Below are 26,096 nucleotides of genomic sequence, written 5' to 3' on the forward strand. Positions count from 1 at the left end.
GTTTGATTGTAAAGAGTCGGACGGTTTGTCACAGGAGCACGGCGGGGCGCTGTGGTGTAATTCTTGCCACCATGCCGTCCCCGTTCCGTCACGTTGCCCTCATTGGCAAATACCAGGCCCAGGGCATCCGCCCGATGTTGGAGAGCATTGCCGCTTTCCTGGTGCGCCAGGGGCTGGAGGTCTCGGTGGACCGCGACACGGCCAACAACCTCGACTGGCGCGACTACGGCGCGCTGGACCCGGCCGAGATCGGCGCCCACTGCGACATCGCGGTCGTCGTCGGCGGTGACGGCACGATGCTCGGCATCGCCCGTGAGCTGGCGCCCCGCAGCGTGCCGCTGGTCGGCATCAACCAGGGCCGGCTGGGGTTCATCACCGACGTGCGCTCGACCGACTGGGCCGAGGCGCTGGGCCCCATCGTCCTGGGCGACTACGAGGAAGAGCGCCGGGCGATGATCGAAGGCGATGTCTGGCGCGATGGCCGCAGCATCTTCCATGGCCTGGCGGTGAACGATGTGGTGGTGGGCCGTGGCGCCACCGCCAGCATGGTCGAGCTCAAGGTCGACGTGGGCGGCGAGTTCGTCGCCAACATGCGGGCCGATGGCCTGATCATCGCCTCGCCCACCGGCTCCACCGCCTATGCGCTGGCGGCCGGCGGCCCCATCCTGCATCCGTCCATCGCTGGTTGGGTGCTGCTGCCGATCGCGCCGCACGCGCTGTCCAACCGGCCCATCGTGCTGCCGGATTCGGCCGAGATTGCCATCACCATCGTCGCCGCGCGGGACACCAGCGCCAGCTTCGACATGCACAGCCTGACCAGCCTGCTGCCGGGCGACCAGTTGCGCATGCGCCGCTCTGCGGTGTCCATGCGCTTTCTGCACCCGCGCGGTTGGAGCTACTACGCCACCCTCCGGCGCAAGCTGCGCTGGTACGAAGGGGTGGTCTGACGCCGCGAACGAGGGCCGCATGCTCAAGCACCTGACCCTGAAAGACTTTGTCATCGTCAGCGCCCTGGAGCTGACGTTCCACGAAGGCTTCTCCGTGCTGACCGGCGAGACCGGCGCCGGCAAGTCCATCCTGATCGACGCGCTGCAGCTGGTGCTGGGCGCCCGCGCCGAAAGCCACCTGGTGCGCGAGGGTGCGGCCCGCACCGAGGTGACGGCCGAGTTCGACTCGCCCGCCTCGCTGGCCGGCTGGCTGGACGAGGCCGGCTTTGCCGTGGAGGACACGCTGCTGCTGCGCCGCATCGTGGACAGCCAGGGCAAAAGCCGTGGTTTCATCAACGGCAGTGCCGCCACCGCCACCCAGTTGCGTGAAGTGGCCGACCACCTGGTGGACATCCACGGCCAGCACGCCTGGCAGGGCCTGACCCGGCCGGCCTCGGTGCGCGCGCTGCTGGACGAACAGGCCGGCGTGGACCCGCGCCCGCTGGCCCAGGCGCATGCCGACTGGAAGGCCGCTGCCGAGGCCCTGGCCGCCGCCCGCACCCGCGAGGGCGAGCTGGCCAGCGAGCGCGAGCGCCTGCAGTGGCAGATCGGCGAGATCGACCGCCTGGCCCCCGGCGCGGACGAATGGCCTGGGCTCAACGCCGAACACCAGCGCCTCTCGCACGGCCAGGCCCTGATGGACGCGGCCGCGCAGGCCGCCCAGGCCCTGGACGAGGACGAGGCCAGCGCGGGGCGCCAGCTGGCGCGCGCCCTGGCCACGCTGGATGCGGTGGCCGACCACGACCCGCGCCTGCAACCGGTGCTGGAGGCCCTGCGCGGCGCCCAGGCCCAGCTGGAGGACGCCGCCCGCAGCCTGAACACCTACCTGGCCCGCGCGGAGCTGGACCCGGCCCGGCTGGCCGAGCTCGACGAGCGCCTGTCGGCCTGGATGGGACTGGCCCGGCGCTTCCGCCGCCCGCCCGAGGAACTGCCCGCGTTGCGCGGCGAGTGGCAAGCTGCGCTGCAGGCCCTGGAAGCCGCCAGCGACGTGGAGGGGCTGAGCCAGGCCCTCACCCAGGCCGAACAGCACTGGCGCCGCCTGGCCGAAGCCGCCAGCGCCGCCCGCCGCCGCGCGGCCGCGCCGCTGGCCCAGCGGGTCACCGCCGCGATGCAGCAGCTGGGCATGGCCGGCGGCCGCTTCGAGGTCTCGCTGCTGCCGCAGGACGGCCCGCAGGCCTTCGGCCTGGAAGGGGTGGAGTTCCTGGTGGCCGGCCACGCCGGCAGTGCCCCCCGGCCGCTGGCCAAGGTGGCCTCGGGCGGCGAGCTCTCGCGCCTGGCCCTGGCCATCGCCGTCACCACCGCCCAGCAGCGCGGCCGTGGCCCGGCCAAGGCCGTGCATCCCGGCACGCTGATCTTCGACGAGATCGACTCCGGCGTGGGCGGCACCGTGGCCGACGCGGTGGGCGGTCTGATGAAACAGCTGGGCCGCAGCGTGCAGGTGCTGGCCGTCACCCACCTGCCCCAGGTCGCTGCCTGCGCCGACCACCATTTCGTGGTCGCCAAGGCCACCCGCCAGGGCCACACCCACAGCCAGGTCACCGCGGTCGAAGGTGAAACCCGCGTGGCCGAGGTGGCCCGCATGCTGGGCGGCGCCAGCGGCACCAGCCTGGCCCACGCACAGGAACTGATCCACCAGGCCGCCCGGCCCCAGCCCCCGGCCGCGAAAGCCGCCCGATGACCCCCGCGCCCACCACCGCCGTCCCCACCCTGCGCCACGAGGTGGTGCTGGTCACCGGCATCTCCGGCTCCGGCAAATCGGTGGCGCTGCATGCGCTGGAGGACGCCGGCTTCTTCTGCGTGGACAACCTGCCGCCCGAGCTGCTGCGCGAACTGGTCCATGTCGAGACCCGACAGGGCGTGCAGCGCCTGGCCGTGGCCGTGGATGTGCGCAGCGCCGGCTCGCTGCCGGCCCTGCTGCCCCTGCTGGACGAGCTGAGCGGCGAAGGCGTGCAGGTGCGCAGCATCTTCCTGAACGCCACCACCACCGCGCTGGTCAAGCGCTTCTCGGAGACACGCCGCCCGCACCCGCTGTCCAACGTCGGCGCCAGCAGCGACCGCCAGCGCCTGATCGACGCCATCGAACAGGAACGCAGCCTGCTGGCCGCGCTGCGCGAACGCTCCACCGTGCTGGACACCAGCGACCTGCGCCCGGCCCAGCTGCGCCAGTGGGTGCGCGAACTGGTCGGTGCCGAGCGCAGCCAGCTGACCCTGGTGTTCCAGTCCTTCGCCTTCAAGCACGGCGTGCCGCTGGATGCGGACATGGTCTATGACGTGCGCGTGCTGCCCAACCCCTTCTACCTGCGCGAGCTGCGCCCGCTGACCGGCCGCGATGCGCCAGTGGCCGACTACCTGCGCGCCCAGCCCGAGGTGGGCGAGATGCTGGACCAGATCGAAGCCTTCCTGCGCCGCTGGCTGCCCGCGTTCGAGCACGACCAGCGCAGCTACCTGACGGTGGCCATCGGCTGCACCGGCGGCCAGCACCGTTCGGTGTATTTCGTCGAGACGCTGGCTGAGCGCTTCGCCAGCCAGCTGCCCACCCTCAAGCGCCACCGGGAGCTGGACGCCCGCGTCTGACCCTGCTGCGCCCTGCCCCGCCCCGCCCGGTCTGCGCCGGCGCCAGGGCCTGCCCATGACCCTGACCGACCTGCCCCTGTTCCCCCTCCAATCCGTGCTGTTTCCCGGCGGCCGGCTGTCGCTGCGCATCTTCGAGGCGCGCTACCTGGACCTGATGAGCCGCTGCCTGGTGCAGAACCAGCCCTTTGGCGTGGTCTGTCTGAACCAGGGCAGCGAGGTGCGCCAGGCCGGCCAGACGGTGCGCTTTGAACCGGTGGGAGTGCTGGCCCGCCTGCTGAGCGCCGATTCCGACCAGCCCGGCGTGCTCAAGGCCGTGTGCCTGGGCGGGGCGCGTTTTCGTTGGCACCGCCTGACCGAGCAGGCCAACGGCCTGTGGGTGGCCGGTTCCGCCGAGCAACTGCCCGATGACCCCGCGCTGCCGCTGGCCCCGGCCTACCGCCCGGCGGCCCTGGCCCTGGAGCGTGCTCTGGCGGGTCTGGCCCTGCAGCACCAGGGCGAGGTGGGGCCCCACCATCCGGGTGACACCGCCTGGGTCGCCAACCGCTGGTGCGAGCTGCTGCCGATTCCCCTGGCCGCGCGGCAGAAGCTGATGGAGCTGAGCGACCCCGGCGCGCGCATGGCGCTGGTGGACCGCTTCCTGCGGGACAAGCGGCTGCTCTGAGCCACCCCGACCTCAGTCGGCCGCGGCGTCGAGCAACTTGCGCACTGGCGCAGGCAGGCCGTGGTTGGCCAGTTCGGCCCGTGACACCCAGCGCCCCTCGGGCCAGCGCAGCAGCGGCCCCTGAGCCAGCGCGGAGCCGGCCGGCAGGCGCACCCGCACGGGGGTCAGCAGCAGGTCCAGGTGGGTCAGCACATGGGTGAAGCGGGGCAGCACCTCGCCCTCCCCCGGCCCGGTCGCCAGCCAGGCCTGCAGGCCGGCCACGTCGTCGAACTCGGGCAGGGTCCAGAGCCCGGCCCAGACGCCGGTGGCCGGCCGCTGCACCAGGAACACCGCGTCACCGCAGCTCAGCCACAGCAGCGCATGGGCACGCTGGCCGCGCTTGAGCTTGCGTGTCTTGACGGGATAGGCCTCCGGCTGGCCCTGCTGGCGGGCCACGCAACGCGCCTGCCAGGGGCACAGCAGGCAGCTGGGCTGGCGCGGTGTGCACACCGTGGCACCCAGGTCCATCAGGCCTTGGGTGTAGGCCTCCACGCCCGCACCGGCCGGCGGCAGCTGGGCCTCGGCCACGGCCCAGAGCCGGCGCTCGACCGCCGTCTGCGCCAGGTCCTCGCCAAAGCCCAGCACCCGGGTCAGCACCCGCTTGACGTTGCCGTCCAGGATCGCCACCCGCTCACCAAAACAGAAGGCGGCCACAGCCGCGGCCGTCGACCGGCCGATGCCGGGCAAGGTGGCCAGTTGCGCCGCGCTGGGCGGGAACTGACCGCCGAAATCACGCACCACGGCCTGGGCGCAGCGGTGCAGGTTGCGCGCCCGGCTGTAGTAGCCCAGCCCGGCCCACAGCGCCAGCACCTCGTCCAGCGGTGCCGCCGCCAAGGCCGCCACGTCGGGAAAGCGCGCCAGAAAACGCGCGTAGTAGCCCAGCACGGTGCTGACCTGGGTCTGCTGCAACATGATCTCCGACAGCCAGACGCGGTAGGGGTCCCGGGTCTGCTGCCAGGGCAGGCTGTGGCGGCCGTGTTGCCGCTGCCAGTCGATCAGGAGTGCTGCAAGACCGGCTTCGCTGTCGCGGCTCACGCCGCCGCACCGGGCTGCCAGCTGGCCTGCCCGCTGTGGACGAATTCACCCTCGCTGAGGTCGATGTCCAGGGCGCCCAGTTCGCTCAGCGAGGCATCCTGGTAATCGGGCCCCACCTCGGCCCGCCGCCGCAGCTTGGCGGCCATGGCCTGGGCCTGGTCCGACAGCTCCAGCAGCTTGGCGTCCTGGGTCTCGACCTCGGACAGCCGGGCTTCCAGTTCGCCGGTGGCGTGCTGGATGCGCTCCAGCGATTCGCGGCGCCGGCGGAAGCCACGCCGACGGTCCCGGAACTGGCTGTCGATCTGGCCGGAGGCGGCCTGGTTCCAGCCCTCGATCTCGGCACTGGCGCTCTCGAAGACCACCCGCAGCTTGGACACCAGCATGCGCCGGAACTGGTCGCTGGAGACGGTGGAGTTCATGCGCAGCGCGCTCGACAGTCCGAAGTAGCGGCCGTAGCTGCGCTCGATCAGCGCCAGCTCGTTCTTGAACGGCGTCAGGTCCGGCACCGGCACGAAGTTCAGCGAGAAGCCGAACTCGGCATTGAGCTGGCCGAACAAGGCCTGCAGCATCTGGCCGGCCTCGGTGTTGAGGGAGGCCGCCGTGTCCAGCTGGGCCTGCAGACCGGCGCACAGCTTGGCAAAGGCGCCCCGCCCGCGCAGCGCCGGCCAGCCGCTGCCGATCGCGGCATCGAGCTCGACCATGCCTTCGCGGATGCGGTCGGCTTCCAACGCCTTCAGGATCTTGTGCTGCAGCCGGGCATGCACCGCCCGCAGGGCCGTCAGCCGCGCGGTGCAGCGCTCGAATTCGGCGGTGTCGGCATGGACCCGCTCCAGCATCTGGGCCACGCGGCCAGCGCTCTTGCCACGCAGGCCGCGCAGTTCCAGCATCTGCTCGGCGTTCTGGCGGCGCTGGTCGCGCAGCCGGCGGATGGCGTGTTCCAGCATGGACTGCACGCCGCCGATCACCGCCTTGGCCAGCACACGCTGCCGCTGCGGCAGCAACTGCTGGTTCAGCGCCGTTTCCAGTTCGGGCAGGCCGCTGGCCTGCAGCGCGGTGAGGTCGCCCTGCAGCCGGGCCGCCAGCGCCTGGCGGGCCGACAGCGGGAACACCCGCTCGCGCGGGATGCCCAGGGTCTGGGCCGTGACCACGCACTGGCGCTCGACCGCGGCCTGCTGCTCCTCCAACGAGGCCAGCGGGTCGGCCAGCGTGTCGACCTTGTTCAGCACGACGAAGCAGGACAGCCCCTGGCCGCCCAGGTGGTCGTTCCAGATGTCCAGGTCGGAGCGGGTGACGCCGGTGTCAGCGCCCAACACGAACAGCGCGGCATGCGCGCTGGGCAGCAGGCCCAGCGTCAGCTCGGGTTCGGTGCCGATGGCGTTGAGCCCCGGCGTGTCCACCACCACCAGCCCGCGTTGCAGCAAGGGGTGGGGGTAGTTGATGATGGCATGGCGCCAGGCCGGGATCTCGACCCGGCCATCGTCCAGCGTGGGCGGGTTGTCGGCCGGATGGGCGTCCGACCACAGCCCCAGGGCCTGGGCGTCCTCACGGCTGACGACGCGGGTCTGCGTGACCTGCTGCAGCGACTGGGCCAGCCCTTCCGGATCGGCCGGATCCAGCGGCAGGCGGTACCAGCGGTCGCGTTGCACGGTCCACTCGGCCAGCGTGCGGGCCTGCAGGCGGGTGTCGATCGGCAGCAGATCCAGCGTGGGCAGTTCGGCCGGGTCCCAGGACAGCTCGACCGGGCACATGGTGGTGCGCCCCGGTGTGGCCGGCAGGATGCGGCGGCCGGCATCGGCGAAGAAGATCGCGTTGATCAGCTCGCTCTTGCCGCGCGAGAACTCCGCCACGAAGGCGACCACCAGTTTGTCGGTGGTCAGGCGGTGGCGCACGGCCTCGCTGGCGGCCGCGGCCGACGGCGAGAGCAGGTCGCTCTGGGAGAGGAAATCCTCCAGCTGCGCCAGGTCGCGTTCCAGCGCCAGCCGCCAATCGGCCAGCGCGTCGAGCTGGGGTTCCAACGCTGGCTGCAAGGCCAGCGGGTCCGCACAGGAGGATTCGAAGGTACTCACGCCAGTGATGCTAGCGCGAAACCCTGCCCGAAACGCAAGCGAATGAAAGCGGATTCGGCCGCCAGTTCCCGGCTTCAGCGGTGCTGGCAGCCGGGGCAGAAATAGGTGGCCCGCTGCCCCTGGACGATGCGCTGGATCGTCCCGCCACAGCGCGGACAGGTCTCCCCGGCCCGGCCGTAGACCCGCGCCTGGCCCTGGTACTGGCCGACGCTGCCGTGGGCATCGCGGAAGTCGCGCAGCGTCGAGCCCCCGGCCGCGATGGCCTCACCCAGCACCCGGCGCACGGCCGCCAGCAACCGCGCCGCGCGCTGCGGGCCGATGCGCTGACACGGCGTGCGTGGGTCGATGCCGGCCTCGAACAAGGCATCGCTGGCGTAGATGTTGCCCGCGCCGACCACGATGTCACCGGCCAGCAGGGCCTGCTTGATGGCGACCCGGCGTCCCTGCAGGGCATGGTGGAAATCAGCCGCCGTGAAACGCTCGTCGAAGGGCTCGGCCCCGAGGCCGGCCAGCAGTTGCGCGGCCGGCGGCTGGTCCAGCGCCGGTGACCAGACCACCGCGCCGAAGCGGCGCGGGTCGGTCAGGCGCAGCACACCGCGGTCGGTGAGCAGGTCCACATGGTCGTGCCGGCCCGGCGGCCCCGCCTGTGGCAGCCAGGCCAGCGACCCGGACATGCCCAGGTGCCACAGCAGACCGCCATCCGGACGGCCGTCCGGATGGCTCAGCGGCAGCCAGAGGTATTTGCCGCGCCGCTGGAACTCGCCGGCGATGCAGCCTGCGACCCGATCGGGGTCGGTGCCCAGCGGCCAGCGCAAGGGCTTGCCCAGCTCCAGGGCGCGCACCTGGGCGCCTGCCAGGCCGCGGATGCTGCGGCGGGTGACCTCGACTTCGGGCAATTCCGGCATGGGGGCCATTATCGGCAGCCGGCGGGGCCGGACAGCCACCACTAGAATCATCCGGCCTTTGGAGTGACGATGAAGCGAAGCCTTGCCCGTGCGGTGCCCCACCGCCTGTCCCCTGCCTCCGTGCCCGGTTCCGCGCCGGAGGACAGAAAGGGCCGCTGGCTGGCCCGTGTCGGCCTGAGCTGTGGCTGGCTGCTGTCGGCCACGCTGGGGGCGCTGGCGGTGTCCGCGCCGGCCCAGCCCGCCGGCCCGGCCGTGCCGGCCTCGGCCCCCGCGCCCGCCGAGGCCGCCAGTGCCGGCGGCAGCGCCACCGAAGCCGCACCGGTGGTCAACTCCTGGCTGGACGCCCCGATGTTCTATGAGTTGCTGCTGGGCGAAATGGCGCTCTCCACCGGCCACCCTGCGGACGGCTTCGATGTGATGCTGGATGCCGCCCGCCGCTCCCGCGATGGCACGGTGTTCCAGCGGGCCATCGAAATTGCGGTCCAGGGCCGCTCCGGCGATCGGGCCCTGGCCGCCGCCAAGGCCTGGCGCAAGAGCCTGCCGCAGTCGATGGATGCGCTGCGCACCCAGGTGCAGCTGCTGGTCGCCACCGAGAAGCTGGACGAGCTGCCCGGCCCGCTGGGCGAGCTGATCGAGCGCCAGCCTGAGGCGGAACGCAGCGCGGTGATCGCCGGCCTGCCCCGCTTCCTGGCCGGGGTGCACGACAAGGACCAGGCCCTGACGGCCGGCACGACCGCGCTGACCCCTTACCTGAACGAGGCCGCCACCCGCACCGCCACCCGCACCGCGCTGGGCCGGCTGGCGGCCGCCGCCGACCAGAACGACAAGGCCCTGGCCTATCTGCAGCAGGCCCACCAGGACGAGCCGCTGGCAGCCGGGCCGGTGCTGCTGGCGATGGACCTGATGGCCAGCAAGCCGGCGGCCGAGGACGTGGTGCGCGACTACCTGGCCCGGCCCGAGGCGCTGGCGCCGCTGCGGCTGGCCTATGTGCAGGCCCTGGAGCAACGTCAACGGCTCACCGAAGCCGTGGCCCAGCTGCGCCTGGTGGTGGCCCAGCAGCCGGACATGGCCCAGGCCTGGCTGACGCTGGGCGCGCTGCTGACCGAGCTGCAGGAGCCGCGCGAGGGCATTCGGGCCCTGGACCGCTATTTCGCGCTGCAGAAGGCGCCCGCCGCCACGGACGGCGGCGCCCCGGATGAGCCGGAGGAACGCCAGCAGCGCGCCTACGACTACGCCTGCATCGTGCAGGCCGACGCCCACGAACAACTGGGGCAGCTGGGCGAGGCCGCCCGCTGGCTGGACAAGGTGCCGGCCGAGCGCACCGACCTGGCGCTGCTGGTGCGCCGTGCCGCGCTGATGGCCCGCCAGGGTCAGGTCGACGCCGCCCTCGCCCTGGTGAAGACCGGGCCGGCCAAGGGCAACCCCGATGCACGGGCCCGTCTGCTAGGCCAGGCCCAGGTGCTGCGCGACGCGGGCCGCCGCCCGGCCGCCTATGAGCTGCTGAAGGACGCCGTCCAGGCCGCGCCCGACGATGCCGGCCTGATCTACGAACAGGCGATGCTGGCCGAGCAGCTCAAGCGCTACCCCGAGATGGAGACGCTGCTGCGCGAGGTGATCCGCCTGAAACCCGACGATGCCCAGGCCTACAACGCCCTGGGCTACTCGCTGGCCGAACGCGGCCAGCGGCTGGACGAAGCCCGGCAGCTGATCCAGAAGGCCGTGGGCCTGGCCCCGGACGATCCCTTCATCCTCGACAGCCTGGGCTGGGTGGCCTTCCGCCAGGGCGAGCCCGAGGATGCCCTCAAGCTGCTGCGCCAGTCCTATGCCACCCGGCCGCACGCCGAGGTGGCGACCCACCTCGGCGAGGTGCTCTGGACGCTGGGCCGCCATGACGAGGCCCTGAAGTACTGGCGCGAGGCCCAGCAGCGCGAGCCCGACAGCGAGGCCTTGCGCGAAACGCTCAAGCGCCTGAACGTGAAGCTCTGAAGCCGGCCGTGCCCCCCTTTGAACAGCCTCGCTGGCGGCACTGGTCCGCTGGCGTCAGCGCCCTGCTGCTGGCCCTGGGCGGCTGTGCCGTCGCGCCCAGTGGTCCGGTGGACTACAGCGGCCGCCTGGCCGTGCAGGTGGCCGCCCACGGCGAGCGGCCGGCCCAGTCGCACAGCGCCGCCTTCGAGCTCGGCGGCGACGCCCGGCAGGGCCATCTGCGCCTGCTCTCGCCCCTGGGCACGGTGGTGGCCGATGCCCGCTGGTCGGCCGACCAGGTGACGCTGGAAACCGGCGACGGCCCCCGCCAGTACCCCAGCCTCGAAGCCCTGGCCCGGGACACCCTGGGCGAGGCGATTCCGCTGGCCGCCCTGCTGGCCTGGCTGCAGGGCCAGCCCTGGGCCGGCGCCGCCCACGAACCGGTGGACGGCGGCTTCCGACAGCTCGGCTGGACGGTGGACACCCATGCCCTGGGCGAGGAAGGCCAGTTGCTGGCCCGCCGCGACGCGCCGCCGACCGTCACCCTGCGGGCCCGCCTGGACCGCTGAACCGCCCGAATCTCGCCCGCCATGCCTCTGCACGCGCTCTACGACCTGCCCGCCCCGGCCAAGCTCAACCTGTTCCTGCATGTGATCGGCCGCCGGGCAGACGGCTACCACCTGCTGCAATCGATCTTCAGCCTGATCGACTGGCAGGACACGCTGCAGCTGGAGCGACGCGACGATGGCCTGATCCACCGCCATGACCTGGGCCCGGCCCTGCCAGCCGACGACCTGTGTCTGCGCGCCGCCCGCGCGCTGCAGCAGGCCAGCGGCAGCTCCCAGGGCGTGGACATCTCGATCGACAAGCAGGTGCCCTGGGGCGCTGGCCTGGGCGGGGGCAGCTCGGATGCCGCCACCGTGCTGCTGGGCCTGAACCGGCTGTGGGACCTGCGCTGGCCGCGCGAGCGCCTGCTCGCCCTGGGGGCGACACTGGGGGCGGACGTGCCGTTTTTCATTGGCGGCCACACCGCCTTCGTCGAGGGCATTGGCGAGATCCTGACCCCGATCGAGCTGCCGCTGCACTGGTGGGCGGTGCTCAAACCCGCCGCCTCCATCCCCACGCCGAAAATTTTTTCGAGCGAACTCGTGACACGCGATACAAACGCTGCTACAGTAGCGGGCTTACTCGCTGAGTTGCATCGGCAACGCGACACACAGCAGCAGACGCCGAAGGCCACAAGCCTTGCCGAGCCGAAGCTGCCGACGTTTTGGGGCCGCAACGACTTGCAAGCTGCCGCCGAGGCCTTGTGCCCGGAGGTGCAGCAGGCAGCACGACAGCTGGCAGAGCGGTTTGGCAACAGCCGAATGACCGGTTCTGGCAGTGCGGTGTTTGCCGATGCAGGGCTCATCGCAGCGGGTGACACCGGCGCAGGCAACCCACCTGTGGCGACCATGCTGGAAGGCCCTTGGCCGGACGGCTGGGTAGGTCGAATGTGCCGGAGTTTGCCAGAACACCCCTTGGTGGGCTGGGTAAACTGAAAAAGTTTTCGGGTGTGGCTTCGGCCATGTCCTGTGTAGGGGAGTCGCCAAGTTGGTCAAGGCATCGGATTTTGATTCCGACATGCGAGGGTTCGAGTCCTTCCTCCCCTGCCAAATTTCATCGTTGTTGTCGCGCCCGGTGGCGTGACCCATCAGAATCAGACTGCGCCCACGGGCGCAGTCGTTCTTTGTGGGCTGTGGCGTGTGCTGCGGCCGCGCACCGCAAGACCCGCTCGTCTTCGACCCGTACAGCCTGCCCACCCCCGGAGCTCCCACCGTGCTGTTCAACACCGCCCTCTTCACCGGCAACGCCAATCCCGCCCTCGCCCAGGAGATCGTCACCCACCTGGGCACCGATCTGGGCAAGGCCTCCGTGGGCCGCTTCTCCGATGGCGAAGTGACCGTCGAAATCCAGCAGAACGTCCGCGCCCGTGACGTGTTCGTCGTGCAGTCCACCTGCGCGCCCACGAACGAGAACCTGATGGAACTGCTGATCATGGTCGATGCCCTCAAGCGCGCCAGCGCCCGCCGCATCACTGCCGTGATCCCCTATTTCGGCTACGCCCGCCAGGACCGCCGCCCGCGCTCCACCCGGGTGCCCATCTCGGCCAAGGTGGTGGCCAACCTGCTGGAAACCGTGGGCGTCAGCCGCGTGCTGACCATGGACCTGCACGCCGACCAGATCCAGGGCTTCTTCGACATCCCCGTCGACAACATCTACGCCAGCCCGGTGCTGCTGACCGACCTGAAGGCCAAGGCCTACAAGGACCTGGTCGTGGTCTCTCCCGACGTCGGTGGCGTGGTGCGCGCCCGCGCGCTGGCCAAGCAGCTGGGCTGTGACCTGGCCATCATCGACAAGCGCCGCCCGCGCGCCAATGTGTCCGAAGTGATGCACGTGATCGGCGAGATCGACGGCCGCAACTGCGTCATCATGGACGACATGATCGACACTGCCGGCACGCTGGTGAAGGCGGCCGAGGTGCTGAAGGAGCGCGGCGCCAAGCACGTCTACGCCTACTGCACCCACGCCGTGTTCTCCGGCCCGGCCATCGAGCGCATCAAGGCCTCGCACCTGGACGAGGTGGTGATCACCAACACCATCCCGCTGAGCGAAGCCGGAAAGGCCTGCTCGAAGATCCGCCAGCTGTCGGTGGCCTTCCTGTTTGCCGAGACCATCCGCCGCATCTCGGACGGCGAATCGGTCACCTCCCTCTTCTCGGAACAGAACAACAACTTCTGATCCGTTTCGCTGGCCGCCGCGGCACCCGCCGGGCGGCCTTTTCAAATGGGGCGACTCTGGTCGCGGAGCGCCCCGACTCACTGGAGTAATGTCATGCAATTCGTCGCTTTCGAGCGCAAGCTGCAGGGGACCGGAGCGAGCCGCCGCCTGCGCAACACCGGCAAGGTGCCCGGCATCGTGTTTGGCGCGGGCGAGCCCGCCATGATCGAGCTGGATCACAACGCCCTCTTCTTCGCGCTGAAGAAGGAAGCCTTCCACTCGTCCATCCTGGAGATGGAACTCAACGGCAAGACCGAGAAGGTGCTGCTGCGTGACTTCCAGGTCCACCCCTGGAAGCAACAGATCCTGCACATCGACTTCCAGCGCGTGGATGACACCACCCGCCTGCACAAGAAGGTGCCGCTGCACTTCTCCGGCCAGGACGACTCCGAAGCCGTCAAGACCGACAAGTGCCTGGTCGACCATGTGACCACCGAAGTCGAGATCGAGTGCCTGGCCATCCAGCTGCCCGAATTCATCGCCGTGGATCTGTCCGGTCTGGTGAAGGGCAAGAGCCTGCACCTGTCCGACATCACCCTGCCGGCCGGCGTGAAGATCGTCAAGCACGGCTCGAAGGATCCGGTGATCGTGACCGTCGCCGAGATGAAGGAAGAAGAAATCGTCGCCGCCCCGGTGGAAGCCGCGCCGGCCGACGACAAGAAGAAGGCCAAGGGCAAGAAGTAATTTCTGCTCTCCTGGCGCTTGCCCAGAAACCCCGCTCCGGCGGGGTTTTTTTTCGGCTGAACCCCCGCCCCAAGGCTTCGACTCTGTATTAGGCTTGATGATGTTTCATCACCTTCCAGAATCCGCATGAATGCCCTGGACCCTGCCGGCCTGGAATGTCTGGCCGCCCTGGCTGAGGCCGGCAGCTTCGACGGCGCCGCACAGCTGCTGCACATCACCCAGTCGGCCGTCTCGCAGCGCCTGCGCTCGCTGGAGAGCAACGTCGGCCACGTGCTGGTGGTGCGGGCCCGTCCGTTGCGGCTGACCGAGCCCGGCAAGGTGCTGCTGCGCTACGCCCGCCAGATGCAGGCCTTGCGCGCCGACGCCGCCCGCGAACTGGGGGCCACGCTCAACCGCGACGAGCGGCTGCCCATCGCCGTCAATCCGAACAGCCTGGCCACCTGGGTGCTGCCGGCGCTGGACTCTCTGGTGCAGCGCGGCCTGGAACAGGGTTATGGGGTGGAGCTGATCGTCGACGACCAGGACTTCACCCACGACTGGCTGCGCCAGGGCGAGGTGCTGGGCTGCGTCAGCACCGTCTCGCAGGCCCTGCGCGGCTGCGCCTGCCAGGCCCTGGGCGCGATGCGCTACGTCGCCGCGGCCAGCCCCTCGTTCATCGCTCGCCACCTGCCCGAAGGCCTGAACCGCCACAACTTCAGCCAGCTGCCCTTCATCACCTTCAACCGCAAGGACGACATGCAGACCCAGTGGGCCGCCAAGGCCTTCGGCGTGCGGGAGCCCCAGCTGAAGGAGCGTTTCGTGCCCAGCAGCGAGGCCTGCGCGCGGGCTGCCACGATGGGCTGGGGCCTGTCGGTGCTGCCGGAACTGCTGGTACGCCCTCTGCTGGCCAAAGGCGCACTGAAGTGGGTGCTGCCCGAGGTCTACCTGGATGTGACGCTGTACTGGCACCAGTGGAAGCTGAGCGGCGACGAGGGTGATGCCTCCCGGCACGGCCTGATGGACCAGATCGGCGACGCGCTGCTGGCCGGCGCCCGCCAGGCCCTGCGCCCAGTGACGGAGGGACAGGCCGCGGATAATTCGGCCCCATGATTCGATTGATCGTGGGCCTGGGCAATCCCGGGCCGGAATACGAGGACACCCGGCACAACGCCGGGTTCTGGTGGGTGGACCGGGCGGCACACCAGCTGGGCGGCAGCCTGCAGCCCGACAAGGCCTACCACGGCCTGGTGGCGCGGGTGAACCGGCCGACGGGGCCGATCTGGCTGCTGCAGCCGATGACCTACATGAACCTCTCGGGCAAGGCAGTCGCCCCGCTGGCGCGCTTCTTCAAGATCGCGCCGGAGGAGATCCTGGTCGTGCATGACGAACTGGACCTGCCCCCCGGTCAGATGAAGCTCAAGCAGGGCGGCGGCAACGGCGGCCACAACGGGCTGAAGGACATCCAGGCCCAGCTGGGTTCGCCCAACTTCTGGCGCCTGCGTCTGGGCATTGGCCATCCCGGGGTGAAGACCGAGGTGGCGGGCTATGTTCTGCGCAAACCGCCGGCCGCCGAACGGCTGTCCATCGACCACACGGTGGATGAATCGCTGCAGTGTCTGGACTGGATGCTTGACGGCGCGATGGACAAGGCGATGATGAAGATCCACGCCAAGCCCCCGCGTCCCAAGCCGCCCCGCCCTGCCGGGTTGGTGCTGCCTCGGAGCGGGACCGACGACCCCTCCAGCACCGCTTCGTGAGCTTCCGCCCGTCCACCCCACGCTCTTGTTCTCGCGCTGCGCTGCTGCTTGGTGCGCTGTGTGGGCTGTGGGCCAGCCCCAGCCCCGCGGCGGTGTACCGCTGCGGCCAGACCTACCAGCAGACGCCCTGCCCCGGGGGGCAGGTGGTGGACCTGCCGCCCGGCCCTTCCGCGGCCGAAGTGCAGGCCGCCCAGCAACGCGCCGCAGCTGAGCAACAGTGGGTGGATGGCATGGCCTCAGAGCGGCAGGCCGGACAAGCCAGCACCGTGCGCCAGGCACGGCACGCGCGCAAGGGCGCGACCACCACACAGCCTTCGGCCGCGACCGCCGCCTCTCAGCCCACCGTGAGCTGCCCGGCCGTATCCGTGCGGACGGCTGGCACCGTGACCGTGGCCGAAGCCCGCCGTCAGCGCCGGGCCGCGGCCCGCTGTGGCACCTTGCTGCCCACCTACGCCGCGCTGGCCGCCAGCGCCCCCGTCAAGAAGAAACCCGATCCGGCCCAGCAGCCGCGGCCGGCCAGCGCCCCGGCAGGGACAACGCCCTGAACGGACTCAGCCCGCCGTGGGCGGCACTGCCGACGGCTGCCCCGCCGCCTGGGTCTGCGCCTGCAGCGCCTCGTACTTGCGCTGCAGTTGCGCACGGGTCTCGACGAACGCCGGGTTGACCGGGATGCACTCCACCGGGCAGACCTGCACGCACTGTGGCTCGTCAAAGTGGCCGACGCATTCGGTGCAGCGCATCGGGTCGATCACATAGACCGTCTCGCCCATCGAGATGGCCTGGTTGGGGCATTCGGGTTCGCAGACGTCGCAGTTGATGCACTCGTCCGTGATCATCAGGGCCATCTCAAACGTCCTTCGGCTGGGTCACGCGGTCCTTCAAGCGCTGCAGCACCGAAGGTGCCACGAACTTAGAGACATCACCGCCCAAACTGGCAATCTCGCGCACGAAGGTGCCGCTGACGAACTGGTACTGGTCGCTGGGGGTCAGGAACAGGGTCTCGACATCGGGCATCAGCTGGCGGTTCATACCGGCCATCTGGAACTCGTACTCGAAGTCGCTCACCGCCCGCAGGCCGCGCACCACCACCTTGCCACCCCGCTGCAGCACGAAGTCGCGCAGCAGGCCACGGAAGTCCACCACCTCCACGTTGGCGTAGGACTGGCACAGCTCGCGGGCAATGGCCAGGCGCTCGTCCAGCGTGAACATGGTGCGCTTGTGGTGCCCCGCCGCCACCGCGACGATCAGATGATCGAACAGGTGGGCGGCGCGCCGCACCAGATCCTGGTGGCCCAGCGTCATCGGGTCGAAGGTGCCAGGGTAGACGGCGGTCACGGTGGTGCGTTCGCTCATGGCGCTTCCTTGGGTTCGTGGAGGGCATCGGCGGCAGCCGCCTGCAGCAGGGCGAAATGCACCGCGCCGGCCTGGCCTTGACGGTACAGCGTCAGCCCGGCCGGCCAGGGCTGGGGCAAGGGCTCCCCCGCTTCCAGATAGACAAAACCGCCCGGCACCACCACCCGGGCGGCGGCGGCCAGCGCCGGCGCCGCCAGGCCGGCCGCGAACGGCGGGTCCAACAGCACCAGCTCCCGCGAGGCCGCCGGGGCTGCGCGCAGCCAGGCCAGGGCGTCGGCCCGCTGCACCTGCAGCGTCTGCGCCTTCAAGCGCTCGCGCGAAGCCTTCAGCGAGCTCACCAGGGCCGGGTCTTGCTCCAGCAGCAGCACCTCGGCCGCACCGCGCGAAGCAGCCTCGAAGCCCAGCGCCCCCGAACCGGCAAAGGCGTCGACCACCCGCCAGCCGGTCAAGTCCTGCCCCAGCCAGTTGAACAAGGTCTCGCGCACCCGGTCCGGCGTGGGCCGCAGCCCCGGACGGTCCGCCACCGGCAGCAGGCTGCGCCGCCATTGGCCGCCAATGATGCGCACGGCATGGCGCGCCCCCGCGGCCGGGCGATGCGGCTGGCGTGCCGGCGTCACAGGCGCACCGGCACGCCAGCCGCCGCCAACCTGGCCTTGGCCTGGGCCACCGTGAAGGTGCCGTAGTGGAAGATGCTGGCCGCCAGCACGGCGTCAGCGCCCCCCACCTGGATGCCTTCGACCAGGTGCTCCAGCGCCCCCACCCCGCCGGAGGCGATCACCGGCACCGGCACGGCATCGCTCACGGCCCGGGTCAGTTCCAGGTCGAAGCCGATCTTGGTGCCGTCCCGGTCCATGCTGGTCAGCAGGATCTCGCCCGCGCCGTACTCGGCCATCTGGCGCGCCCAGGCCACCGCGTCCAGACCGACGTTCTTGCGCCCGCCGTGGGTGTAGACGTCCCAGCCCGGCCCGCGCGCAGCCAGGTCCTCGCCGTGGCGCTGCTTGGCGTCAATGGCCACCACGATGGCCTGGGCGCCGTACTTGTCCGAAGCGTCGCGGATGACCTGCGGATTGGCCACGGCCGCCGAGTTGAAGCTGACCTTGTCGGCCCCGGCATTGAGCAGACGGCGCACATCCTCGACCGTGCGCACCCCACCGCCCACGGTCAGGGGGATGAACACCTGCGAAGCCACCGCCTCGATGATGTGCAGGATCAGATCCCGGCCATCGCTGGTGGCGGTGATGTCCAGAAAGGTCAGTTCGTCGGCCCCCTGCTCGTTGTAGCGGGCCGCGATCTCGACCGGATCCCCGGCATCGCGCAGTTCGACGAAGTTGACGCCCTTGACGACCCGGCCGCCGGTGACGTCCAGACAGGGAATGATGCGTTTGGCGAGCATGGGGCAATTGTCGCAGGAGCCGCCCCGCTCCGGGCGACTGGGGACCGTGGACAGTGCAGCGGACGTGGCCCCGCACAGCCGGCTGTTACCCGCTTTGCCGGGCCATGCCAAGAATGCGCCCACGGGTGCACGTGGCGCCCGCCCTTACATCACAGGAGACAGGCATGCCCAAGAAGATCCTCATGCTGTGCGGCGACTACGCCGAGGATTACGAAACCATGGTGCCCTTCCAGGCCCTGCAGGCCGTGGGCCACACGGTTCACGCGGTGGCTCCGGACAAGAAGGCCGGCGACTGGGTGCATACCGCGGTGCACGATTTCGACGGTGCCCAGACCTACAGCGAGAAGCCGGGCCACCACTTCACGCTGAACGCCAGCTTCGCCGACGTCAAGCCGGAAACCTACGATGCACTGGTGATTCCCGGCGGCCGGGCACCGGAATACCTGCGGATGAACGCCCGCGTGGTCGAGATCACCCGCCATTTCCTGGCCGCCGACAAGCCGGTCGCCGCCGTCTGCCACGGCGCCCAGCTGCTGGCCGCCACCGGCCTGCTGAAAGGCCGCCGCGTCTCGGCCTACCCAGCCTGCCAGGTCGAGGTGGAACTGGCCGGGGCGGAGTACTGCGGCATTGCGGTCGATGCGGCCATCACCGACGGCCAGCTGGTGACGGCGCCAGCCTGGCCGGCCCATCCCGCCTGGATCGCCCAATTCCTGGCCGTGCTGGGCACGCGCATCGACGCCTGAGGTGCCGCCCGATGGTCAAGCCTCGCGGGCTGCCCTAGAGTGCACGGACCGTCCCCTTCGCGAGGCCTGCCATGTGCGAGATCTTCATCGGTGCCGACCCGCACAGCTATGACAGCCGCACCCGCTCGGTCCGGCTGCATGGGGTGATCACCAGCATCCGGCTGGAAAACCTGTTCTGGTCGGTGCTGGAGGAAATTGCCCGGCGCGACGGCCTGGGCGTGGTGCAGCTGATCGAGAAGCTCTACGACGAGCTGATGCAGGCCCGCGGCGAGGCTGGCAACTTTGCCTCGTTCCTGCGGGTCAGCGCGCTGCGCTACGAAGCCCTGCTGGCCCACCAGGCCATTCCGGCAGACCCCCGCGTGCCGCTGCGGCAGGTGGATGCCAGCGCGGCGGTGCGCCAGTTGCCGCCGAGCTGGCGTGCTGCGACACCCCAGCCGCTCAATCCCTGAAGCGGGTCACCAGCTGCCGGTGTTGGGCATCGAGGCCCAGGGTTCAGCGGGCGGCAGGGGGCTGCCGGCCTGCAGCAACTCAACCGAAATCTGGTCCGGCGAACGCACGAAGGCCATCCGCCCATCGCGGGGCGGGCGCAGGATCGTCACCCCATGCGCCTGCAGGCGCTGGCAGGCGGCGTAGATGTCGGCGACCTCGTAGGCCACATGGCCGAAATTGCGGCCCCCGCTCAGCACCTCGGGATCCCAGTTGTGCGTCAGCTCGATCTGGGCCGCATGATCCCCCGGCGCGGCCAGGTAGATCAGCGAAAACCGCCCTTGTGGATAGTCGTCGTGCCGGACCACTTCCAGCCCCAGCGCATCGCGCCAGAAATGCAGAGAGGGCTCGACCTCGGTGACGCGCACCATCGTGTGCAGGTATTTCATGTTCATGACGGTGTGTTCCTGGAACGTGGCCGATGCGCCAGCTTGCGGGGGCGTTCCAACCCAGATGTTCCTAAATGTTCCCTAGGTTGCGGGATGGTAAGCCCAGGGATTCTACTGCCCACTAGGGGCCTGCACCTGCGCCCTTCCTGGGTGCTTTTGTTCGTGCGCCACCAGCCTTGACGCCTTGAGATTGGTGCCGGTTTACCCCCTGATCGCCCCTGTCCAGGAGCCTCCATGAAGCCCCAGCTCGCACTTGCCACCCTGTCTTGCATCCTCGGCATGGCATCTGCCCACGCCTCGCCTGCCGTCATGACCGCGCAGGCTGCCACAACCGCCCGCCTGTGGTCCGCCAGTGACTACCAGACCCTGACCAGCCAGTTCACGGCCGGCATCTCGGCGAAGTTCAGCGTCAAGCAGTTCCCCTGGACCTTTGTCACCCCGGAATCCTGCTTCGCGGCCGGCATGACGAACTGCTATGGCGCCAACCCCGATTCCCCTTATGGAACGGCCGTCTTCAAGGGCAACATCAATTCCACGAAGCTCAAGAAGACCGATGCCCTGGTGCTCATCATGCAGACCCCGCCGGAACTGGGGTACTTCGGCATCACCAGCTACCTGAACACCCGCTACTACTCTCCCTTGCCCTCGGATCCGACCAAGTCCGGCACCGTGGTGCTGTTCGAGTCGCTGAACGACTCCGTCAACCAACTGGACATCATGACGGCGGGCTCGTCCACGCCTGGCGGTGCACCGTTCAGCCAGTTGGCCGTGTTCGTGATGACGGCCGACAGCCGCACCTATTCGGACGTGGTGAACCAGTTGACCGCGCTGGGCTACCCGACCACCGGCATCAACCTGCTGGCCCTGCCGATCACCGCCGTGCCGCTGAACATGGGCACCGGTTCGGGCGCCGACACCTATTCGCTGTTCATGCGGGCCGCCTACCCCAAGGACAAGACGGCCTTCTCGAACTACCTGGCCTCGACCCCGATCAACACGCTGAAGCTCTCCCCGCTGGCGTCGCGCAAGTCGACCCCCCTGCCCACCCCCGCCTACAAGGTGCCGGGTGAAGGCGTGGCCGAGCCCGACTACCTGAAGCAGGCCCGCAACCAGCTGGTCAACGAGCTCAAGGCCAAGTACGCCGCCGCATACACGATCACTGAGAACAACGTGCCAGGCACGCTGCAGCAGACCAACAACTTCTACTGCGCGGACCAGGGCGTGGTCTGCAATGGCGACAACCCCGACGCCATCTACCTGCAAGACGCCTACCAGTACACCCCTGCCAAACTGAAGGACAAGATCCTGGTCGTCGGGGTGGACCATGTGAAGAGCGGCAAGGCCACCTACACCAGTGACTCGGTGGTGAACCTGGCCAACAACACCGGCGTCGTCGCGATCAACAACACCACGCTGTCAGGCTCCGCCCTGAAGATGGCCGGCATCACGGATCCGAGCGACCCGCGCTACGCCCTCTACAGCCAGCTCTATGCCATGACCATCAGCTACGACTGCACGGGCGAGCCCGTCTGCCTGACGATTCCACAGCCCACGGCCGACAACCCGGTGGGCGTGCCGTTCGGCACCAACATGAAGATCACCGCCCGGACCTACCTGGACCCGGTCACCAAGACCCGCCCCCTGGCCCAGGAGCTCATCCTGGAACGGGCCTTCACGCTGCGCGCCAACTGAGTTGCCCCCCCCCCGGCCGTGGGGCCGGGGATGAGACCCAGAGCCGCCCCCGGGCCTTCGTGCAACGCACGGAACGCCTGGGGCGTTTTTCTTCAGGGCCTGTCACCGGGCCGTCAAGGAACTGCACGCCAAACCATCGACAATCCGGCCGACTCTTTTCCTCTTGCCTTTCGGCTGGGGCCCTCCATGAAGAAAACCCTCGCAATCGCGGTGCTGGCCCTGATGGCCCTGGCCACCCTGTCCCTCACGTTCTTCTGGCACTGGAGCTATTCGACCGGCGACCGGTCCGGCTGGCTGCAGAAGTTCTCCCGCAAAGGCTGGGTCTGCAAGACCTGGGAAGGCGAACTGGCCATGGTGTCCATGCCCGGCACGATGTCCGAGAAGTTCTACTTCACGGTGCACGACGCGCAGGTGGCCGAGGGGTTGCGCAAGGCCATGGGCCAGCGCATCGACCTGCAGTACGAGGAGAAGGTGGGCTTGCCCGGTTCCTGCTTTGGCGACACCCGTTACTTCGTGGTCGGCTTCAGCGTGGACACCACAGGTGGCACGACACCAGGTGCAACGGTGGCGACACCCGCCGGCCTCCCGGCCAGCGGGTCGCTGTCCTCCAGCCCGGCCCACTGAGGACCACCGCCGGAGTTGGGCTGGAGAGATCAGCCGCGCAGCTTGGCGGTGACGGCGGCGATGCGCTCGCCATAGAGCTTGGCCGTGGCCAGGTCGCCCGACGGGATCTCATCGACGCTGGCATCGGACGGCGACTGCACCAGCAGGCCCACCGAGCCGCCCAGGTTGTTCACGTCGGCACGGGTGGCCGCCTTGGAGTTGGCCGGCAGCAGACCCAGGCTGACCCAGATGCCACCATGCTGCGAGGCCAGGGTCTGCAGCGCGATCAGCGACACCTGCTTGTCGCCGTTGAAACTGGCGCTGTTGGTGAAGCCACCGAAGACCTTGTCCTTCCAGGCTTGGGTGAACCAGGCCTTGGAGGTGGCATCGGCAAACTTCTTGAACTGCCAGCTCGGGCTGCCCATGTAGGTTGGTGCGCCGAAGACGATGGCATCGGCCGCGGCCAGCGTGTCCCAGCCGCCTTCGGGCAGATTGCCCTCGGCATCAATGGCCAGCAGTTCGGCGGCGCTGCCGGCGGCGATGGCTTCCGCCACCTTCTTGGTGTGGCCGTAGCCGCTGTGATAGACGATGACGATCTTGCTCATGAGAAGCTCCAGTCAGAGGAAAGCCGCGGCATCCAGGGTGCACCGCCGCAGATGAAACGATGAGGGTATTTGCCTAGTCTAGAAGGCCCCAGCCGCCACAAGGCTGGCCTGTGTTGAAGCGGGCATTCAAAATCCCTGAAGGCACGCGCCACGGCGGGACACCGGCAAAACCGCACCGCGCTGGTGGGGGCCTGCGCGGAACCACGTACCATCGCGGCTGATTGCCCTCGGTGTCCCTGTCGTCCCCGCCATCCGCCATGCCCCCAGGCCCCACCGACCGAATGCCCCACGCCGACCCCTCGCTGGACCGGGTGCGCAGCCGCCACCCCGGCTACCCCAGTGAAGCGGCCGACGCGGTGCGCGGCGCGCGGCTGCTCGCCAAGACCCTCCAGGACCACAGCAATGGCCAGCTGGCCGCTCTGGGCCTGAACCACCCGGAGTACCAGATCCTGCTGGCGCTCTCCGGGGCACCCGATGGTCATCTCAGCCCGACCGAATTGAAAACAGCCGTGGGCGAGAAGGCCGCCAACCTGACCCGGCTGGCCGATCAGCTGGTCGCGCGTGGCTGGCTGCAGCGCCGGGTGTGCACCAGCGACCGCCGCAAGATGGATCTGGCCCTGACCCCTGCGGGGGACGCCCTGCTGGCCCAGGCTCTGCCACTCGTCAGCGCCGATCTGCGGGCCATGACCGACGGCTTCAGCCCCCGGGAACTGGCCCAGCTGACCCAACTGCAGCGCAAGCTGCTCGACCGCCTTCACACCCTTGCCCAGGAAGACCGCACACGCGGCTGAGCCCCCATGCCCACACCCACCTCCTTCGCTGCCCAGGAACGCTCCGACCGGCTCATCCCCAATGAGCTGGAACTGCTGGCGAGCCTGCTGCCGCTGGCCAGCCAGCACATCATCGAGCTGGGCTGCGGGGCCGCTCGCCTCGCCCGCGACCTGCTGGCCCGCCATCCCAGCAGCCATGTCACCGGGCTGGAGGTCGATGCCATCCAGCATGAGAAGAACCTGGCCGCCGCACCGCTGCCGGGCCTGCAGTTCCTGGCCGCCGGCGCCCAGGCCATCCCCTTGCCGGACGAATGCTTCGATCTGGCGCTGATGTTGAAGTCCCTGCACCACGTGCCGGTGCCCGAGATGGGCACGGCGCTGGCCGAGATCGCCCGGGTGCTCAAACCCGGCGGCCACCTCTATGTCTCCGAGCCGGTCTATGCGGGGCCGCTCAACCGCATCGTGCGGCTCTACAACGACGAGGGGCCGGTGCGGACCGCCGCACAGCACGCCGTGGACGAGGCCCTGACCACCGGCACCTGGGTCCAGGTCGCGGAGCGCCGCTTCGACATACCCGTTCATTTCGAGAGCTTCGAGGCCTTCGAGACCCGCATGATGCGGCCGACCTTCGCCCACCACTACCTGGACGACGAACGGATCGCGGCGGTGCGCGCCGCCTTCCTGCCGCACCAGGGGCCGGACGGGGCCGATTTCCTGCGGCCCATGCACGTGCGCCTGCTTCAGCGCACCGCCTGAGCGGGCCGGCGCAGCACCAGCGCCATGCCCAGCACCAGGGGCAGCAGTCCCAGCAGGTCCAAGGGGTACAGACGTTCCCCCAGCAGCCCCACCGCCAGCGCGATGCTGAAGAACGGGCTGAGCAGATGGAAGCTGCTGGCACGGCTGGCCCCGCCCTGGCGCACCAGCCAGAGCAGGATCAGCGTGGTGCCCAACGACACCGGCCCGGCCTGGTAGAGCAGACTGCCCCAGAAGGCCCCGCCCCAGTGCACCTGCAGCCCCTCGGTGGCCCACGCCAACGGCAGCAGCACCAGGCCACTGGCCAGCAACTGGGCACAAGCCACCTGCCAGGGGTCCTCCCGAGCGGCCACACCCTGGTTCAGCCGTGTGCCCACGGCCAGCGCCAGCGTCCCCGCGACGATCAGCCCCAGCGCCCAGGGCGCCAAGCTCTGCAGATGCAGGCGCTGGCCCATGATCATCAGCACCGCGCCGAAGGCCAGCGCCAGGCCGAACCCGGCCCGGCGCCCCAGCCGCTCGCGGCCCTGCAGCACACCGAGCGCCACCACCAGCAGGGGCGTGGTGCAGACGATGATGGCCGTCAGCGCCGCCGGCACCTGGGTCATGCCGGTGTAGGCCAGCCCCAGGTAGACCGCGTTGCAGAGCAGCCCGGCCAGCACCGCCTGTCCGGACACTCGGCCACCCCGCCCCGTGCACCACAGGCCCAGCGCCAGCCCACCGCCCACGGCCAGAAAGCGCAGCGACAGCAGCGTCAGTGGCCCACAGACCGCCAAGCCGATCTTGCCAGCGATGAAGGCCGAGGCCCACAGAAAGCTGAACAACGCGCCGGCCCCGGCCAACGCCCAGGGTGAGGCGGGTGCGGCGGCGCTCGGTGCGGAGGAGGACAGGAGGGTGGGCATGGGGCGCACCATACCGGGCCGCCGCTCATTTTCAAATTTGATATTTATCGCTTCATCATTGATCATTCCAATGATGCCCCCCCGCCAACTCGACCTGGACCTGCTGCGCACCCTGGTGAACATCGTCGACAGCGGCAGTTTCTCGGCCGCCGCCGAACGGCTCGGTCGCACCCAATCGGCCGTCAGTCTGCAGGTCAAACGGCTGGAGGACCAGGTGGGCCACGCGCTGCTGGACCGAGCCCAGGGCCGGCTCAGCGGCCCCACGGAAGAAGGGCGGGTGCTGCTGGACTATGCCCGGCGCCTGCTGCGGCTGCACGACGAGGCCTGCAGCGTGTTCGCCGCCCCCACGCCCTCCGGCCAGCTGCGGGTCGGCCTGCCCGAGGAACTGATGGAAGACCTGTTTCCCGCGGTGCTGCCCAGCTTCGCGCAGGCCTGCCCCCACGTGGCCCTGAGCTTGCGCAGCGAGCTCTCCATGCGACTGAACCAGGCCCTCGAAGCCGGCGAGCTGGACCTGGCCGTGGTCAAGCGCATGGGAGGCGATGTGACGCCGCCCCCAGGCCAGGGCGAACTGCTGCTGCGTCAGGAGGCCCTGGCCTGGTACCGCGGCGAGGGCAGCGAGGCCGACCAGCAGCGCCCCCTGCCGCTGGCTGTGTTCCAGGAAGGCTGCGTCTTCCGCATGGCCGGCCTGGCCGCCCTGGCCCAAGCCGGCATTGCAGCGCGGCTGTGCTTCACCGGCCACAGTGTGACCGGCATCCGGCACGCGGTAGCCTCTGGGTTGGCCGTCACGCCCCTGCCCACCAGCCTGGCTCGGCCGGGCCTGGTCCCCGTGTCACCAGGCCTGCCCGCCCTGCCGGCCATCGCCCTGGTGGCCCGCTGGCGTGGCCCGGAGCCCCTGCCCAGCGCCCGGCGACTGCTGGCGTTGCTGCAACGGCAGCTCTGAGC

At 69.8% G+C, this 26,096-nt stretch carries 29 protein-coding genes and 1 tRNA gene; 20 read left to right on the top strand and 10 right to left on the bottom strand.

Annotated elements, in window-relative coordinates; genetic code table 11:
* Positions 1-71 precede the first annotated feature (71 nt).
* The 4 genes from KGA65_RS11225 to KGA65_RS11240 are packed head-to-tail and all read left to right on the top strand — an operon-like array spanning position 72 to position 4,221.
* Positions 72-947 carry an NAD kinase gene (locus KGA65_RS11225; protein ID WP_225863195.1) on the top strand — a complete coding sequence of 292 codons (876 nt, stop codon included), beginning with the start codon at positions 72-74 and terminating at the stop codon, positions 945-947.
* 19 nt (positions 948-966) lie between these two features.
* Positions 967-2,664, top strand: a complete 1,698-nt coding sequence (gene recN, locus KGA65_RS11230) for a DNA repair protein RecN (protein ID WP_225863196.1) — start codon at positions 967-969, stop codon at positions 2,662-2,664.
* Positions 2,661-3,560, top strand: a complete 900-nt coding sequence (rapZ, locus tag KGA65_RS11235; RefSeq protein WP_225863197.1) for an RNase adapter RapZ — start codon at positions 2,661-2,663, stop codon at positions 3,558-3,560. Before recN ends, rapZ begins: the two co-directional genes overlap by 4 nt.
* A 55-nt stretch (positions 3,561-3,615) precedes the next feature.
* The gene (locus tag KGA65_RS11240; RefSeq protein WP_225863198.1) at positions 3,616-4,221 is read left to right on the top strand and encodes an LON peptidase substrate-binding domain-containing protein; all 606 of its coding nucleotides are present in this window, start codon (positions 3,616-3,618) and stop codon (positions 4,219-4,221) included.
* Positions 4,222-4,233: 12 nt separating this feature from the next.
* Here KGA65_RS11240 and mutY read toward each other — a convergent pair whose 3' ends face one another.
* From mutY to mutM, 3 genes are all read right to left on the bottom strand, one after another.
* Positions 4,234-5,295, bottom strand: a complete 1,062-nt coding sequence (gene mutY / locus KGA65_RS11245) for an A/G-specific adenine glycosylase (protein WP_225863199.1) — start codon at positions 5,293-5,295, stop codon at positions 4,234-4,236.
* Positions 5,292-7,361: a dynamin family protein gene (locus KGA65_RS11250; protein WP_225863200.1), complete on the bottom strand. Its 2,070-nt coding sequence runs from the start codon at positions 7,359-7,361 to the stop codon at positions 5,292-5,294. Before KGA65_RS11250 ends, mutY begins: the two co-directional genes overlap by 4 nt.
* 74 nt (positions 7,362-7,435) lie before the next feature.
* Positions 7,436-8,266 carry a bifunctional DNA-formamidopyrimidine glycosylase/DNA-(apurinic or apyrimidinic site) lyase gene (gene mutM, locus KGA65_RS11255; protein WP_225863201.1) on the bottom strand — a complete coding sequence of 277 codons (831 nt, stop codon included), beginning with the start codon at positions 8,264-8,266 and terminating at the stop codon, positions 7,436-7,438.
* Positions 8,267-8,335: 69 nt separating this feature from the next.
* Here mutM and KGA65_RS11260 point away from each other — a divergent pair, with 69 nt between their 5' ends.
* The 9 genes from KGA65_RS11260 (at position 8,336) to KGA65_RS11300 (ending at position 16,013) form a co-directional block, all read left to right on the top strand.
* Positions 8,336-10,252 (top strand): tetratricopeptide repeat protein, encoded by a 1,917-nt coding sequence (locus KGA65_RS11260; RefSeq protein WP_225863202.1) that lies wholly within the window; start codon positions 8,336-8,338, stop codon positions 10,250-10,252.
* 8 nt (positions 10,253-10,260) lie between these two features.
* Entirely contained in the window at positions 10,261-10,797 is a 537-nt protein-coding gene (locus KGA65_RS11265; RefSeq protein WP_225863203.1) for a lipoprotein insertase outer membrane protein LolB, read from the top strand.
* A gap of 21 nt (positions 10,798-10,818) precedes the next feature.
* Positions 10,819-11,769: a 4-(cytidine 5'-diphospho)-2-C-methyl-D-erythritol kinase gene (gene ispE, locus KGA65_RS11270; RefSeq protein ID WP_225863204.1), complete on the top strand. Its 951-nt coding sequence runs from the start codon at positions 10,819-10,821 to the stop codon at positions 11,767-11,769.
* A 37-nt stretch (positions 11,770-11,806) separates the two neighbouring features.
* Positions 11,807-11,883 (top strand) — tRNA-Gln (locus KGA65_RS11275).
* 163 nt (positions 11,884-12,046) lie between these two features.
* Positions 12,047-13,009 carry a ribose-phosphate pyrophosphokinase gene (locus KGA65_RS11280; RefSeq protein ID WP_310740957.1) on the top strand — a complete coding sequence of 321 codons (963 nt, stop codon included), beginning with the start codon at positions 12,047-12,049 and terminating at the stop codon, positions 13,007-13,009.
* A 93-nt stretch (positions 13,010-13,102) separates the two neighbouring features.
* Complete coding sequence (locus tag KGA65_RS11285) at positions 13,103-13,732, top strand: 50S ribosomal protein L25/general stress protein Ctc (RefSeq protein ID WP_225863205.1); 630 nt, start codon at positions 13,103-13,105, stop codon at positions 13,730-13,732.
* A gap of 126 nt (positions 13,733-13,858) precedes the next feature.
* Complete coding sequence (locus KGA65_RS11290) at positions 13,859-14,821, top strand: LysR family transcriptional regulator ArgP (RefSeq protein WP_225863206.1); 963 nt, start codon at positions 13,859-13,861, stop codon at positions 14,819-14,821.
* A complete protein-coding gene (gene pth / locus KGA65_RS11295; RefSeq protein ID WP_225863207.1) occupies positions 14,818-15,468 on the top strand; it encodes an aminoacyl-tRNA hydrolase in 651 nt (216 codons plus the stop codon). The genes KGA65_RS11290 and pth overlap by 4 nt, the downstream gene beginning before the upstream one ends.
* On the top strand, positions 15,465-16,013 hold the full coding sequence (locus KGA65_RS11300) for a hypothetical protein (protein ID WP_225863208.1): 549 nt from the start codon (positions 15,465-15,467) through the stop codon (positions 16,011-16,013). The genes pth and KGA65_RS11300 overlap by 4 nt, the downstream gene beginning before the upstream one ends.
* Before the next feature lie 6 nt (positions 16,014-16,019).
* Here the strand turns inward: KGA65_RS11300 and KGA65_RS11305 are convergent, their stop codons facing one another.
* From KGA65_RS11305 to hisF, 4 genes are read right to left on the bottom strand one after another with little or no spacing between them, the layout of a single operon-like run.
* A complete protein-coding gene (locus KGA65_RS11305) occupies positions 16,020-16,313 on the bottom strand; it encodes a YfhL family 4Fe-4S dicluster ferredoxin (RefSeq protein WP_225863209.1) in 294 nt (97 codons plus the stop codon).
* A gap of 1 nt (position 16,314) precedes the next feature.
* Entirely contained in the window at positions 16,315-16,821 is a 507-nt protein-coding gene (gene coaD, locus KGA65_RS11310) for a pantetheine-phosphate adenylyltransferase (RefSeq protein ID WP_225863210.1), read from the bottom strand.
* Positions 16,818-17,438 (bottom strand): 16S rRNA (guanine(966)-N(2))-methyltransferase RsmD, encoded by a 621-nt coding sequence (gene rsmD / locus KGA65_RS11315; protein ID WP_225863211.1) that lies wholly within the window; start codon positions 17,436-17,438, stop codon positions 16,818-16,820. Before rsmD ends, coaD begins: the two co-directional genes overlap by 4 nt.
* Positions 17,435-18,214 carry an imidazole glycerol phosphate synthase subunit HisF gene (hisF, locus tag KGA65_RS11320; RefSeq protein ID WP_225863212.1) on the bottom strand — a complete coding sequence of 260 codons (780 nt, stop codon included), beginning with the start codon at positions 18,212-18,214 and terminating at the stop codon, positions 17,435-17,437. The genes rsmD and hisF overlap by 4 nt, the downstream gene beginning before the upstream one ends.
* 164 nt (positions 18,215-18,378) lie before the next feature.
* Between hisF and KGA65_RS11325 the strand changes: the two genes are divergently transcribed.
* Both KGA65_RS11325 and KGA65_RS11330 read left to right on the top strand, forming a co-directional pair.
* Positions 18,379-18,957 (top strand): DJ-1/PfpI family protein, encoded by a 579-nt coding sequence (locus KGA65_RS11325; protein ID WP_225863213.1) that lies wholly within the window; start codon positions 18,379-18,381, stop codon positions 18,955-18,957.
* Between the two features lie 71 nt (positions 18,958-19,028).
* Positions 19,029-19,406 (top strand): ribbon-helix-helix domain-containing protein, encoded by a 378-nt coding sequence (locus KGA65_RS11330; protein ID WP_225863214.1) that lies wholly within the window; start codon positions 19,029-19,031, stop codon positions 19,404-19,406.
* Positions 19,407-19,412: 6 nt separating this feature from the next.
* Here KGA65_RS11330 and KGA65_RS11335 read toward each other — a convergent pair whose 3' ends face one another.
* Positions 19,413-19,838 carry a VOC family protein gene (locus KGA65_RS11335; protein ID WP_225863215.1) on the bottom strand — a complete coding sequence of 142 codons (426 nt, stop codon included), beginning with the start codon at positions 19,836-19,838 and terminating at the stop codon, positions 19,413-19,415.
* Positions 19,839-20,111: 273 nt separating this feature from the next.
* On the opposite strand from KGA65_RS11335, the gene KGA65_RS11340 reads away from it, so the two are divergent.
* A complete protein-coding gene (locus tag KGA65_RS11340; protein ID WP_225863216.1) occupies positions 20,112-21,524 on the top strand; it encodes a hypothetical protein in 1,413 nt (470 codons plus the stop codon).
* A 186-nt stretch (positions 21,525-21,710) separates the two neighbouring features.
* Positions 21,711-22,148 carry a hypothetical protein gene (locus tag KGA65_RS11345; protein ID WP_225863217.1) on the top strand — a complete coding sequence of 146 codons (438 nt, stop codon included), beginning with the start codon at positions 21,711-21,713 and terminating at the stop codon, positions 22,146-22,148.
* A 29-nt stretch (positions 22,149-22,177) separates the two neighbouring features.
* On the opposite strand, the gene KGA65_RS11350 is transcribed toward KGA65_RS11345, so the two are convergent.
* The gene (locus tag KGA65_RS11350) at positions 22,178-22,732 is read right to left on the bottom strand and encodes a flavodoxin family protein (protein ID WP_225863218.1); all 555 of its coding nucleotides are present in this window, start codon (positions 22,730-22,732) and stop codon (positions 22,178-22,180) included.
* A gap of 257 nt (positions 22,733-22,989) precedes the next feature.
* Here KGA65_RS11350 and KGA65_RS11355 point away from each other — a divergent pair, with 257 nt between their 5' ends.
* Together KGA65_RS11355 and KGA65_RS11360 are read left to right on the top strand one after the other, a co-directional pair.
* On the top strand, positions 22,990-23,523 hold the full coding sequence (locus tag KGA65_RS11355) for a MarR family winged helix-turn-helix transcriptional regulator (RefSeq protein WP_225863219.1): 534 nt from the start codon (positions 22,990-22,992) through the stop codon (positions 23,521-23,523).
* Between the two features lie 6 nt (positions 23,524-23,529).
* Positions 23,530-24,258, top strand: coding sequence for a class I SAM-dependent methyltransferase (locus tag KGA65_RS11360; RefSeq protein WP_225863220.1), 729 nt, complete (start codon positions 23,530-23,532; stop codon positions 24,256-24,258).
* Here KGA65_RS11360 and KGA65_RS11365 read toward each other — a convergent pair.
* On the bottom strand, positions 24,243-25,154 hold the full coding sequence (locus KGA65_RS11365; RefSeq protein WP_225863221.1) for a DMT family transporter: 912 nt from the start codon (positions 25,152-25,154) through the stop codon (positions 24,243-24,245). The genes KGA65_RS11360 and KGA65_RS11365 overlap by 16 nt on opposite strands.
* Before the next feature lie 70 nt (positions 25,155-25,224).
* Here KGA65_RS11365 and KGA65_RS11370 point away from each other — a divergent pair, with 70 nt between their 5' ends.
* The gene (locus KGA65_RS11370; RefSeq protein ID WP_225863222.1) at positions 25,225-26,094 is read left to right on the top strand and encodes a LysR substrate-binding domain-containing protein; all 870 of its coding nucleotides are present in this window, start codon (positions 25,225-25,227) and stop codon (positions 26,092-26,094) included.
* The last annotated feature ends 2 nt before the right edge of the window (positions 26,095-26,096 follow it).

Origin of the sequence: Ideonella benzenivorans (assembly GCF_020387415.1) — a bacterium.
Classification (GTDB): domain Bacteria; phylum Pseudomonadota; class Gammaproteobacteria; order Burkholderiales; family Burkholderiaceae_C; genus Ideonella; species Ideonella benzenivorans.